Raw genomic sequence first — 14,005 nt, 5'->3', positions numbered from 1 at the left:
TTTCCAACTATAGTAGTAACTCTAAACACCCTTAAATTAGAACGCTTCTGTTACGGCCGTTTCTCTTAGCCTGATAGAGGGCGTCATCTGCCCGGCGGATCAGGTCATCCGGACAGAAATCATCCGGAGTTTGGAAAACAGCGCCAATACTGACGGAGGTTGCAAAAAGATTCCCCTGATATTCGAGCTGCATATGTGATATCCGCTCCACGAGACCTTGCAGCAACTTGGAGACACTCCCCTGCTCTGTTTCATATAGCAGAAGCAGGAATTCATCACCGCCGAACCTTCCAATCACTGCGTCTTCCGGCAACAGTTCTCCTACTCTTTTTATGACACGTTTCAGGGTCATATCACCTGCCTCATGCCCATAGGTATCATTGACATTCTTAAAACCATCCAAATCGAGGAGTCCCAGTACAACAGGAGGCTCCTTCATTCCATTCTGAAGCCGATCGGAAAGGAGTTCTATAAAATATTTCCGGGTTAAGCAGCCAGTCAAAGCATCGTAACAGGCCTGCTGCCTCAGCCGTTCAATGAGGTCCAGAGAGCGCTTCAACTCACGCAGATCACGGCTGTAGGCGATAATAATATCTTCATCATCATCTCCAATTACCGCCTTCACCAGTGTGACCTCGCATGGGATGTGCTCCCCACTCCGGTTCATATAAACCCATTCAAAAACATAGCGCCTGTTTTCCTGAATCTCGCTCATCGTTTTCTTTCTCTTTTCGGTGCTGATAGAGCCATCCGGCTGATAAAGCGGCATAAAACTGTCAAAGTCATGGAGGACTTCCTCTTTATCCCTGGCTCCCAGCATCTCTACAGCGATCTGATTACAGTCCAAAGCTTCCTGACACATGTTCCACAGGACACAGGCGAGGGGTGAGGAATCCACCATTGCACGAACACGCCTTGCCATCAGACGCTCTGCCTTTTCAGCTCTGATCTGGTCACGAAGGTCTCTGGTATAACCAGCCACCATTACGCTGCCGTCCTCCTCCAGCCCTTCAATGCGCACCAACGTTATTTCAGCGGGGATCAGTTCTCCGTCCAGTTTTTTGTGCATCCAGTTAAACTGGATGCGTCCCATCTGCATCGCCTCCTGAATTCTCTCTTTCGACCGTTCAGAGCTCAGACTGCCATCCGGCTGCCGTTCAGGGGACAACAGATTAAAATGATCGAGGTACTCCTGTTCACTTTCCAGTTCAAAAAGTTCCACTGCTTCGCGGTTGCACATAGTGTTGTGGAACTCTTTATCCCAGAGGTTCAGACAGAGTGGAGTCGCGTCCAGCAGCGCCTTGAGCCGCATCCTAAACTTCCATCGTTTTTCCGTTAATTCGATTTCCCCACGGAGATCCCGCGTATAACTGGCCACAACAAAGTCCCCCCTGTACGGGATCCGTACTGATACTACCTCTACCGGTATACTGCTTCCAGCTTTGTCACAATGCATCCATCTAAATTCGGAACGCCCGGTCACAAAGACCTCCGTGAGCTTTTCATGTACCATTTCAATGGAAGTGCGGCCGGCCGCCTGATATCGGGGAGAAAAACGGTAGAAATGTTCGACCACCTCCGTTTTCCCTTCTGCCCCAAACAGCTGAACTGCCTTTTCATTGCAGGCCATGATCTCAAACTGGCGATTCCAGAGCATGAGGCACAGAGGGGTCGCGTTCAGCATGGAAAACAGCAGTTCCTTGCTATTTTCCAGTTCCCTTTGTAGCTTCTCCTTATCAATAGAACTTACCAGACTCCTGCTGTCGTAGGCAGAGGTAAGATAGTTCTGAAAAAAGGCCTCCTGTTCCACCGGCCTGGAAATATAGAAACCCTGGACCATATCTGCATTGAGCAGGCTGATAGTCTCCCACTCTTCCTTTGTCTCAACGCCTTCCATGCAGACCGCCTTTCCCAGATTGTGGCACAGCCGGATAACGGACTCCACAAAGTCGTGGTTATACTGGCTAATATGCAGTGCCTTGACAAAATAGCGGTCAATCTTTACAACATCCATGCCGATCTCAGACAGGCGCCCGAGGGATGAATAGCCGGTGCCAAAGTCATCCATAGACAGCTCGATACGCATTTCATTTAAGCATTCCAGCGAAGCATTCACTCTGGCATCATCCGTTATGAAATAACTCTCCGTCAATTCCAAGGCCAGATTACGCACGGGCAGACCATACTTTCGCAGCAATGCCGCCACTTTATCACAGAAACTGGAATCCCGCAGCTGTACAAAGGACACATTGACATCCATTACAAAGTCCGGTTTTTGTTCTGTCCAGACTTTACAGACACGGATTGCCTGCTCAAGCACCCACACCCCCACAGGAAGGATCAAGCGGCTGCTCTCCAGCAGGGGAATGAACTCTGCCGGCGGTATCTCCCTGCCATCCGGCATCTGGTAACGCAAAAGTGCTTCTGCTCCCAGTACCTCTAGAGTATCCGTTCCACAGATCGGCTGGAATACCAGCCGAAATCCCTGATATCCATTGTCTATGCTCTGCGTCAGGCAATGGGAAAGCTGCAGTTCATTGAGCAGCCCGGCTGTGAATTCCACACACTGGTTCTTCCCATTTTCCTTTGCCTGTCTCAACGCGGCACAGGCCCCTTTCTCCATTTCTGCCCAGCTGTGCGCTTCCTCCGGATATGCGATGATCCCCCCGGACACCGTAAAATGGTAGGCACTGCCGTTTGCCCGATGCGGTTCAGAGGCATACCGCCTGATATTTTCGTAGATCTGAAGCATCTCCTCCCGCCGGACATTATTTCCAGAGAGCAGGAACTGATCCCCATCATACCGATAGAGCTTCACCTGTTCAGGGAGCATCTTTAGGATATCCTGGGCTGTTGTGCGCAGCACAAGATCCCCAAAGCTGTGGCTGTTGAGTATATTGATATTTTTAAAGCCATCGATTCCTAAAATCAGGAGCTCCCCATGAAAGCCTGCCCTGCCTTCCAGTGTACTTTCAAACCTTTCACGGCTGTAACTGTGCCGCAAAAGACCGGTCACCTGATCCACACCCTCATACTGCTCCATATTGCGCAGTGTGCCTACGATCAGCAGCGGCTTACCTGCACTATTGCGTTTGATCTTTGTTCGGCCACTCAGCCAGATGTAGGTGCCGTTTGCCGTCAATGCCTGATACTCCAAATCCAGAGTGTCCTCTTCAGAGTTGATAAACGCCCCATACAGATCCCGCACCCTTGCCCGGTCATGGGGATGGATCCACTTAATCCCCGTTTTCAGACAGTTGGTCATGCGGTTTCCGGCAAGCCCCAGGTCAGAGACCATATTGGGGGACGCCGAGAGAACATCCGTTTCCAGATCCCAGACATATATATAATCGCTGCTGATCGATGCTACTGCATTATATAAAAACATTTCCATCCGGTCAGAGTCTATATCGAACAAATCCATAGGAACACCTCCTTAAACCGCTTTTATGAAAGCGTTCTTCCAAAAGTCATCCGCTCGAACTCCTCCGGAGGTACTGGGCGGGAAAAGATATATCCCTGCAGCAGATCGCAGGTCGTCCCTTTCAAAAAATCCTTCTGCGCATCCGTTTCTACACCTTCTGCAACCGTAGTCATCTTCAGCTTGGCCGCCAGCTCAAGCACAGAAGTGACCACATCCCGTTCCCGCGGGTTGTCCATTTCTTCAGAACCAAAGAACGCCTTGTCCAGCTTGATGGAATCAATGTCAATATCTTTCAGCACATTGAGCGAAGAATAACCGCTGCCAAAATCGTCCATAGAGCAGTGATACCCGCCTCTGTGGAACGTTTCAATGATCTGCATCAGCACGTCCGGATTTTCAAATACCAGTGTTTCCGTCAGTTCAATCTCCAGCAGTTCTGCCGGGATGTTATACCGCTGACGGATATCCTCGTACCGCTTCAGGAAATCCCGGTCCAGCAGATGTGCCCGGGACATATTCACGGAAACCGGCACCGGCTTCTCACCATGACCGATCCATTTCCGCAGCATTGCGCACACACGTTCAAACACATAGAGATCCAGCTTTACAATAAACATATTCTTTTCAAACAAAGGGATAAAATCATTGGGCGGGATCAGACCTCTCTCCGGGTCAAGCCACCTTACCAGTGCTTCCGCTCCCGCAATGGTCCCATCGCGCAGCGACTGTTTCGGCTGGAGATACACGACGAACTGTTCTTTTTCAAGCGCATCACGCATCCGGTTTTCGATTTCTTTCTCCTTCATCAGCCGCAGCTGATCCAGCTCAGAATAAAACATGCAGATACACAGCTTTGCATCCGCTTTCCTGACGATATTCTCCCTGGCTACGTTTGCCCGGTCCTGAATCTGCATGATGGGCAACTTTGGATCCTCCACATAATAGACGCCTGCTGTCAGGGAAAGGATATATTTCTGTTCTGCATCCTCGTTAAAGTGGTTGACCTTTTCTGCAATATCATTCAGACGCGCCTCTATTTCCCTTTTTTGCGCAGCTTTGAGCAGAAGGCTGTAGTTATCCGCAGAAGTGCGGCTCACATATTCCCCCTCCTCCAGAGAGCCGCGGATCACGCCATGTATGTATTTCAACACCTTATTTCCGCTTTCAACACCAAACATTTCATTGAGAAGCTTGAATTTCTGTACGTCCATCCAGACCAAGGCGTAAGTTCCGGCCGGGGCTGCTTTTATCGCCTCCTCGGCTTTCAGTTCAAAGCAGGTACGGTTAAAGCCGCCGGTCACCGGGTCCACAAATGCCAGCTGCTCCAGCCGCATATTGGTTTCCTTCTGTATTTCCCGCTGCCGTGTAAGGTCAGTAATGTCGATATAAACCATCAGATAGACCGGGTCTCTGTCAATCGTATCAATACAATCTCCGTTTAACTGCAGCCAGACAGCATGTCCTTCTTTATCCCGTGCTTCCATCGTAAACCGGACTGGTTTTCCCTTTCGCATGATAGGAAAGGACTCCCTAAGTGCCGCCTCATTTTCCGGTGTATTTAAGTTTACCAGGGCATTCTGCTCCCGATGATCAAAAAAATAAAGAAATCGTTCGTTGGCATCCACAAGTTCAATCTGGCTCTCCCTGATCCGGAATTTTGCGATAAAACCGGGGATGCTGTTGTAGGTAACTGTTTGTTCTTTCTGCATCCGGATGATATCGCTGATATCGCTCATCACAGTATAAGCAATGTGGTATCCGTCAATGACATCTTCCGTGTATGTTCCAACCAGCCTGACCCAGATCATATGGCCATCCTTATGGCGCATTCTTGTGATATGCTCGTATCGTAACTCACCGGCTTCGAACGCCCCCATAGCAGCTGCCACGATCCCATCCCAATCGTCTGTATTACTGCGGAAAAAGCGGTCACACTGGTTTTCAAATACCGCCTCATACTCTTCTTTCGGATATCCAATCAGGTCATAATAAAAATCGTTTGCCCAAACAACCGTAAAATGATCATCCAGAAGATGTTTGCTTACACTTACACGCATGGAAGTCATCAGAAGATTATACTCATCGTTTTCCACAAAGTTATTTCCCGATGGGCTGTGTTCATACTTTTTCATTTTCACATTCTCCCCTTTCATGTAGGGTAATAATAGTTATTTCTGTATATCTATCCATCGTTTAAACTGTTCTAATTAATTTTTATTGTGCTCATTTAATATTTTTTATTATAAGCTATGTTTATAAATTATTCAATAAAATAGTACCTTTAATGGTGTTAAAAATGTTAAAATATAAATATCTTTGTAGTTACGGCTTTCCCGTTTCTTTGTATTTCGGAAAATATGTGGTATATTAAAGAAAATGATATCTTTAGGAGGATGAATTAAACTTGGATGAATTAAATCTATACAATATAGCCTACAAACATCTGTATAACTGTATTCTTTTCGGCTTATATCCTACCGGATCGAGCCTTCCTACCGTGCCCGATCTTTGCAAAACCTTTAATGTTTCCAGTGCCACCATTCACAACGCCCTGAGGCTTCTGGAGGAAGAGAATTATGTATCCCTGAGCCAGGGGCGGAGTGCGATTGTTACTTATGATATTAAAGAAGAGGAATGCCGGACAGAATACAGGGCTTACAGCTATGCTACAAAAGATGCACTGCTGGACCTGTGTGATACGATGATGCTGATATGGCCGGAGGTTATGCTGCAGGGATTGAAATTATGCAATAAAGAAGATTTGAAAAAGCTGACAGAAATTTTTGAACGAATGTCCCCTTACAACGAATATCCGTTCTTTGATTTTTTTCTTCATATCCTGAAAACCCTGGGGAATCCACTTTTTCTCAACTTATATCTGAGCGCAACCTTCTTTGGGCACCCCACGATTATGCATGCGGGGGATAAGGCATATATCTATGGTTATATGACCTATTTAAAAAGGGAAACTGCACAGATACTTTCTCTGCGTAAGGCATCTGATTACACACAGCTAAAAGATTTGCTGGTCCGCCTTTACCGGAAACAGATTGAAGGGGTGCATCTGTATTATGACTCACTGCCTATGCCCGAGTACCCGGTTAAGCCTATCCCCTATGAGTGGAATTATTTCTCGGAACGTCCGCTGGTCAGTTTTAATCTGGCTATGAAACTTCTCCGGCAAATTTATTCTTCTTTGGGAAATCAGGAATTCCTCCCCTCGTTTACTGCTCTGGCGAAACAGTATTCTATGCCATTAATTACGGTGCGCCGGGCAGTGAAAATACTTAGCGACATCGGAATTGTAGAGACGATCCCCGGAAAAGGGACACGGGTACTGGTGGGATTTGATAACCCGGCGCCGATTTCCAAACTCTCTACCCCCAACCTGAAAAAAGCCCTGCTGCAATATTTACAAAGCATGCAGATTATCCTGATAATCTGTAAAGATGCAGCCCGGTCTGTTTTTCCTACGCTGACGGATACTTCCATTCAAAGTACCATATCCTGGCTGAAAAATATTCAGATGTCCAAGGATTACTACATGACATTCGGTATCTGTTTCGTCCTGCTGAAAGAGAACGCACAATCGCCAGCTTTACGTCAGATACTGGGCGGACTGATGTACTTTCAGTATCTGGGGTATCCGCTCAATGATATGAAACCATACGATTTTAGATTTGATTCCCGGTCAACCACGACCCTGCTGAAAAGTCTGGAAGAAAGAGATTCTGAGCTGTTTGCCACAGAACTACAGTATCTGGCCCTTGATATCTTTAAGGCTGGAAAAGAAAAACTCATTGCCGGTGGTATTCATGAAGCCGATGCCCTCATGCTGCCGACCTTCGATTAAGGGTTAATCTATTAGGAAACAAAAAAGCAGAGCAGCCATACGCCCACAGGCGCGGCCCTCTGCTTTTTCTCTATTACACGAAAGATATAACAATGTTTCAAACCTTTACTTTGTAAAAACACCACAAATCGTTTCGCCTGTGTCTGAATATTCCTTTCCTGCTACATCACCATAAATTTCAAACATAAAGAAACCTGCACCTTGGATTTCTGACAGCAGCTTTTCTTTAGTAAAAAAATGATCCCAGACATTATAACAGCTTATAGTTTCATCAGTTAAAACAACACATTGGCGAAGTTCCGTAGCATCCTCGTCATCATATTGGTATACAGACTCCAAACAAATATGTGGTTTTTCGCACCAAAACCCGCCTGCCTCACAACATTCCCATGACCGGCTTTCTTTCTGTCTCATAATCGGTGTAAAAACATCAACAATAAACTTCCCATTTTTCTTTAATGCCCGATAAATCTTTTTCACTAAATGAAGCCGGTCAGATACCGGCATCACTGCATAGTCACAGTAAATTAACGTTATTACATCGAACTGCTCTGTATAATCAATCGTCAGGTAGTCCTGATAAAAATATTCGATTGCAGCGTCATGCAGTAATGATTGTTCTTTTGCATACTCAATAGAACGTTTGGAAAAGTCCACTCCTGTCACAGAGTATCCTGCATTGTAAAAACGCTGGGCGTATAAACCGGGACCACATCCCAAATCAAGTAAGAATTTGTATTGGGTCGGCGGGGTAATTTTAGAAATCCATTCAACTGATTTGTCTAGAAATTCATGCCTGCGGGTTGCCGCGTCCTCAAGTGGATTCAGGTGCGCCGCCAGCATCCCCTTTGATATATGTATGTCATTCCAGAAATCTCCTGTACTTGGAGCATATAGCTGTGGTTTCTTTAAATAACCACTTAATTCATTCATCATAATACTTCCTCCAAAAGCATTCGCTTTTTCCTATACAATGGTGCTTCTGTGAATACGCTACCACTTATCATAATGCACCACCGCCTCTTTTCTTTCACTTCTTCAGTATTTTTTTCAAATGTGCAACATCTAACAAATTTACCGTTTCGAATTTCCCCTTATAAAATACTGCCCAGTTATTGAAAACACAAGGCAGTTCCTTTGCCTTCTGCAGCGTGTCTATCTGAATAAATGAAGCCGGGATATCGTGTACAAAACAATATTCTTTTAAGATTTCAATATTTTGATAAATATAAGGGCACTGCGTATCATAATAGATCGTCAGTTCTTCACTCTCAATCACACACAACTTTGCATTCTGATTAAATGCCGGAACTGTTCCATCAAAAGAAAGCGCAAGTAACTCATATCCACTGTCAGTGGTATCTACAACCTCAAAACCACATTTTTTCGCGAAAGACTGGTCTGAAAGCCATGCTTTTTGCTTTATCGCCCCAAGCATACATATTCCGGATTTCCCTTTTTCCTTCGCATCCGCAATACAATACTCCATTAACAATTTTGCATACCCCTTCCCCCGATAATCACCTAAAACCCACAGGCAATAAATATAATAATAATTATCTCCCGTAATGGGGACCCATGCAGTTTCCAAAGGGGCATACTCAATAAATACGGTCCCTTTTACATCCAGTTTTCTAAAAGTATGTCCTTCTTTTAGCCTTTCAGAAATCCATTGTCTTTTAGCCTCCACACCCGGATGCAGCTTTTTGGTACGGATAATGCAGCACAAATGTTCATTGGCGAGATTTTCTGCCGTCAAATTTACAAACTCTTCACTCATATTTCAATTTACCTCGTTTTCAATTATAATTTCCCTAGCCGGCAATGTATCACTAAATATCCTCTGGTACTGCTTTGGCGTCAGCCCGATAAATTCTTTAAAATAGTTTGTAAAATGGCTTTGATCGGAAAAGCCCGTCATTCCCGCGACATCGATTGGTCCAATCCCCTGTTCCAGCAGTTTCTTTGCCCTCTCTATGCGTATGGTCTGCAAATAACGGTATGGTGATACCCCCACTTCTTTTGTAAAAGACCGCAGGAGGTAAGATTTTCCGGCCCCAATCATGGACGCCAGATCGTCCAATGCAATATTTTCAGCCAGATGCTGTTCCATGTAGCTGCAAAGCATTTTTGTCTTCTCTCCCGGCCCGTCATCTCCAGCCGTTTCAAACGGAGCGGCATATTCCTGCAGAATCTGGTCTATCAGGCAAAATAAGGACTCTTCTTTTTTCAGCTTTGGCATATCCAAAAGCATCGCTTCATACACCTCTGCTACCGACAGCGCAATTTCACTTTGATAAACGACATTTTGTGTGAAATGAGGAATGTAATCCTTCCCTGTGATTTCTCTGGCAATGCTGAGCATGACATCTGTGTGAATATTCACGGCACGGTAATCCAGCAGTTCCCTGCCTATAGGCGCACAATAATGGTTGTCCCTTGGATTAAATAAAATCAGGTCGCCGGCTTTCAAATCGTACTCCTGCCCCTTACACCAAAGATGGCGCTTTCCGCCTTCGATGAACCCAATCACATAATATTCATGAAAATGATTTGGAAACTTCTGTACAATGCCGCTTAACTGATATGCCTCTATTCCCAGATCACGGTCATAATAAATATGGCGCTGTTCCTGATTTCCACTCATGCCAGCTTACCTCCTATGCTTCATATTAAATAATTTTACCATCCCGGCGTAAATTTTTCTTGCAAGATATGGCACAAGTGGAAAATCTCCGGTATCCTGCTACTCGTAGTTTGATTTTTCCCATGCTTTCACTTCGTTTAATAATAATGTCCGGATAAACGGATTGTTTTCAGGGCAGGCAAGAAACATAAAAGCGCTGCTGCGGCATTTCTGGTAGTGCTCCCCCTTCATCCAAAAGTCATAGCCCATTGAACACCTCGGATTACAGGCATTCGGATCTGCCATACGCTTACATATAGGCGCTTTCTGAATCGAGCGGGCCATCTCATCCGGCAGTGTTTCCAAAACCTCTTCATACTCATTCACATGAACTCCATAAATCCGGACAAGCATGCCCTTTTTCCGGAATACATAATTGGCGACTGTCTTCTTATTATATATGTAAGAAACCATGTAACCGCTTTTGGCAGTCTTAATCTCTATCTTACATCCATGCTCCATTAACCTGTCATGTAACTCTTTTACAAAATCCTGGTTCTCCGCCGGAACCGTGGCAATAAAATCGTTAAACTCTGTCTTCTCCATAATCATTAATTCCTCTCTGCTTTTTTGTCTGTATTTTTCTGATTATAACTTAAATAGCAGAATATTACCTCTCTTTTACTGCACCTTTCGGATAGGTCGTATAATGTATTTTATCATCCTCCCCTATCCTGTAAAGCAGGAGATTGTTTCCACATTTTATATTCCACTAATAAAAGACAGGCGGGCTGTCAATGACTGGCATATGCCCACTTATCTGCCATTGACCGGTCCGCCTGCTTTTACTGTTTGTTCCGTAAAAATAATAGGATATTGACAATCCGCTTCGCTGTGTCTGTTAAATCTCAAAATCCTCTGAATGGAAATTACTATAATATCTGCCTTTAACGGCCGTGAATTTCAGGACGCAGTAATCAGGGTCTGTTACACCTTCTGTGTAATACATCGTGTCACCCTCCTGCCATAACATTTCTTTCGCCTCATTTGTTTCTAATACTTCCACAGTTCCCATCAGGCTTGCTCCACGGAAAAATCGTTTATCCACAAAATAAACGCTGGCTTTTGGGTTTTCCCGCAAAAATTTCACTTTATTTGAGGATGTATTTGTATGAAACCAAAACACCTTGATTCCCTCCCGTATCCTCGGTTTCAGCATTGCCTTTGTTACCGGGAATCCCTCATTATCTATATAGCAGATAAAAGCCGTACTATTTTTATCTGCCATATTTCCTATGGTCTGCTCTGGATTTTTCATCATGGTAAAACCCTCCCCTGTTTTTTATTTTTATTCTAACAGAGCACGGAACGATTGTACATTACACACTTTTTTGTGTGCACCTATATCAATCCCCTATTTTTCAAAAATTCTTCCTTACCGTCCTCTTTCATTAACTCAATTCCGATTTCCTGCATTGCAGTAATGACACTCAGCATCCGCCGGCCTTTATCTGTAAGGGAGTATTCCACCTTAAGAGGATAGCCCTCATATGGTTCTTTTTGTACCATACCGAAATCCTGCAGTTCCCCCAGATGCTGCAGCAGCATTTTCTGTCCGATCCCGGCGATATCATTCTGCAAAGCTGAAAGGGAAACGGCCCCCTTCCCCAGCTGCCATAAAATGATGGGCTTCCATTTACCACGTATAATATCATGCGTTAATTCCAATGGGCATGTATAGCTGTCCCGCATTTTCATGCAAATACCTCCGTAAATTAAATAATATCAATGTGATTTTGTTTTTATTGTAGCAGATTAAAAGTCCCCACTCTACCTTTTCCATTTTTTTCTATGATTTTCCTCACTGTTAATTAGTTTTTTTGTCTCCCATGACTTACCTCTAAAGTAGATCACACCTGCCAGCGCAGGTAGAATAGGAGAAAGTGCCTGACCAATATAAACTCCCATAAAACCCATTTGCATGGGAAATGCCAGAAACCAACAAACTGGCAGGCGCACGATCATGGCATCTAAAAAAGCATTGCACATAGCAATATTTGCAGAGCCCACGCCAATCGCAAAGGAATCCAGCGTATACATCACCGCATAAACCAGACTGTTTATACTGCAGCAGATCCGAAGATACATGACTCCCTCTGTGATGACGTCCGTACTGGCCGGGTCAAAAAGCATAATGATGGCTTCCGAAAAAATTTGGACAAATACGACTGTAATAAACGTAACAAAAGTATTTATCAACAATCCATACTGTGTAGTTTTCTTTACTCGTTCCGTATCCTTTGCTCCCATATTCTGTCCTGCCATAGCAGTTACAGCCTGTCCGACCGCCCAGCACGGCATGCCTGCAAAGGTATTTACTTTTAGTCCTATGCCGGAAGCCGCCGCCACCGAAACCCCAAAGGTATTCAACATGCCGGTGACCAGCAGATACGAGATGTTTACAATTACCATCTGGGCAGCAGCAGGCAGGCCTACCTTCAAAATGATAATTAATTTCTCTCTTTGCATGGCAAAACTTTTCAGCTTAAAATCAAATATAAACTCCTTTCGCTTCAAATGTATAACTGAAACAACCAGAGATAACCCTTGTGAAAGAATAGTCGCATAAGCAGCGCCCTTTGTACCCATACCCATCGGGCCGACTAGCAGCAAATCTAAAAAAACATTTATAACTGAAGCCACGGCCACAAAGTATAACGGGCTTTTGGAATCTCCAAATCCTTTCATAAGCGAACAAACCGCATTATATCCAAAAACGAATACCGTTCCCATGCAGATGATCTGCATATAATCGCAGGCATCTTTCATCGCCTCCACAGGTACATGGAGGAGCGAAAAAAGATGAGAATATAAAAGTAAGCCGGCAGCCGTAACAAGGATGGAAGCAATAAAAGACAAGCTGAATAAGGTTCCAATCGTTTCCTTTTGCCCCTGTTCATCATTTGCCCCTTTATATTGGGCTGCTAAAACGGTCCCTCCCATTGTGACACCAATACAAATAGAATTAATTATGAAACTTAACATGGATGCATTGCTGATAGCGGCAAGCCCGGCCTTTCCTACAACACGCCCTACCACCAGCATATCCGCAATACTATAAAGTGACTGTAATAAATTTGCGCCCAATAAAGGTACCGCAAACCGTATCAGCTTTTGGGGAACACTCCCCACCGTTAAATCCTTTTCCTGATTTTTCATATTAAATAATCCTTTCAAAATAGCAAAAGGCCGCAGACAAAACATTGTCCACGGCCAAATTTCCAATCATTTCAGTTCATCAAAAAAGGTAACACAAATAAGGCTCTTAAACCAGAATCATCTGATTTATACAGCCCTGCCTTTCAAATAAACCTGTTTATCTGATTGGGCTCCGCACAATGTCCTGTTTTATGTGATTGTGCAGAGCCAGATCCAATGCAAAACTTCCCATATAGCAACATTGTACTCACCCCTTTTCATCTCTTTAATGGATTAATTATAAAAGAATTAAAACTTGCTTGATAACTTAATAGACTTTACACTCATTGATTGCGTGGTATATGTAGTCGCTGACTATGATACGTGCTCTAAACACTCAACTCTTTCAGCAAGCTCATCAATTCGCTTATTTACCAATTTGTAAACGTCATTATCGATTGTTTCCATTCTAGTTAACGTATTGACCGTACTCTGGATATTGTCAAGCTTCTTCATGATAATCTCATTTCGATCGTCTGTATAACCCAGACAAGTATTCAGAATGTCTGCCTCCATCTTTTCCATACGGTCAATGAGCTCTTGCTTTATAGTATCAACTTTGTTGTCCAAGGTGCTAAATTTGCCATCTAAAACCACAACTTTGTTGTCCAAGGTCTCTACTTTATTGTCTAAGGCCACAACTTTGTTATCCAAGATCCCAATCTTGTTATCTAAGTCCACAAATTTGTTGTCCAAGATCTCTACTTTATTGTCTAAGGCCACAACTTTGTTATCCAAGATCCCAACCTTATTATCTAAGTCCACAAATTTGTTATCCAAGATCTCTACTTTATTGTCTAGAGCCACAACTTTGTTGTCCAAGGTCTCTACTTTGTCGCCTAAG

11 protein-coding genes are annotated in these 14,005 nt (G+C 44.2%); 1 reads left to right on the top strand and 10 read right to left on the bottom strand.

Going from position 1 to position 14,005, the window contains the following annotated elements; genetic code table 11:
- Positions 1-31: 31 nt before the first annotated feature.
- Both A8806_RS14110 and A8806_RS14105 read right to left on the bottom strand, forming a co-directional pair.
- Positions 32-3,424: an EAL domain-containing protein gene (locus A8806_RS14110; RefSeq protein WP_109731849.1), complete on the bottom strand. Its 3,393-nt coding sequence runs from the start codon at positions 3,422-3,424 to the stop codon at positions 32-34.
- A 23-nt stretch (positions 3,425-3,447) separates the two neighbouring features.
- Complete coding sequence (locus A8806_RS14105; RefSeq protein WP_109731848.1) at positions 3,448-5,556, bottom strand: putative bifunctional diguanylate cyclase/phosphodiesterase; 2,109 nt, start codon at positions 5,554-5,556, stop codon at positions 3,448-3,450.
- A gap of 272 nt (positions 5,557-5,828) precedes the next feature.
- Between A8806_RS14105 and A8806_RS14100 the strand changes: the two genes are divergently transcribed.
- On the top strand, positions 5,829-7,277 hold the full coding sequence (locus A8806_RS14100; protein ID WP_109731847.1) for a GntR family transcriptional regulator: 1,449 nt from the start codon (positions 5,829-5,831) through the stop codon (positions 7,275-7,277).
- Between the two features lie 105 nt (positions 7,278-7,382).
- On the opposite strand, the gene A8806_RS14095 is transcribed toward A8806_RS14100, so the two are convergent.
- The 8 genes from A8806_RS14095 to A8806_RS14060 form a co-directional block, all read right to left on the bottom strand.
- Positions 7,383-8,213, bottom strand: coding sequence for a class I SAM-dependent methyltransferase (locus tag A8806_RS14095; RefSeq protein WP_109731846.1), 831 nt, complete (start codon positions 8,211-8,213; stop codon positions 7,383-7,385).
- A gap of 94 nt (positions 8,214-8,307) precedes the next feature.
- The gene (locus A8806_RS14090; protein WP_109731845.1) at positions 8,308-9,057 is read right to left on the bottom strand and encodes an N-acetyltransferase; all 750 of its coding nucleotides are present in this window, start codon (positions 9,055-9,057) and stop codon (positions 8,308-8,310) included.
- 3 nt (positions 9,058-9,060) lie between these two features.
- A complete protein-coding gene (locus A8806_RS14085) occupies positions 9,061-9,924 on the bottom strand; it encodes a helix-turn-helix domain-containing protein (protein WP_109731844.1) in 864 nt (287 codons plus the stop codon).
- Between the two features lie 99 nt (positions 9,925-10,023).
- Complete coding sequence (locus A8806_RS14080; protein WP_330405366.1) at positions 10,024-10,509, bottom strand: hypothetical protein; 486 nt, start codon at positions 10,507-10,509, stop codon at positions 10,024-10,026.
- A gap of 295 nt (positions 10,510-10,804) precedes the next feature.
- Positions 10,805-11,221 (bottom strand): pyridoxamine 5'-phosphate oxidase family protein, encoded by a 417-nt coding sequence (locus A8806_RS14075; RefSeq protein ID WP_109731931.1) that lies wholly within the window; start codon positions 11,219-11,221, stop codon positions 10,805-10,807.
- Positions 11,222-11,304: 83 nt separating this feature from the next.
- Positions 11,305-11,661, bottom strand: coding sequence for a winged helix-turn-helix transcriptional regulator (locus tag A8806_RS14070; protein ID WP_109731843.1), 357 nt, complete (start codon positions 11,659-11,661; stop codon positions 11,305-11,307).
- Positions 11,662-11,733: 72 nt separating this feature from the next.
- Positions 11,734-13,122, bottom strand: a complete 1,389-nt coding sequence (locus tag A8806_RS14065) for an MATE family efflux transporter (protein ID WP_109731842.1) — start codon at positions 13,120-13,122, stop codon at positions 11,734-11,736.
- Between the two features lie 354 nt (positions 13,123-13,476).
- Positions 13,477-14,005, bottom strand: a 529-nt coding sequence (locus A8806_RS14060) for a hypothetical protein (RefSeq protein ID WP_181368727.1), incomplete at its 5' end; no start/stop codon positions are given.

This window comes from Faecalicatena orotica (genome assembly GCF_003149245.1).
GTDB lineage: Bacteria > Bacillota > Clostridia > Lachnospirales > Lachnospiraceae > Faecalicatena_A > Faecalicatena_A orotica.
This window is presented reverse-complemented; position numbering and strand designations above follow the sequence as displayed.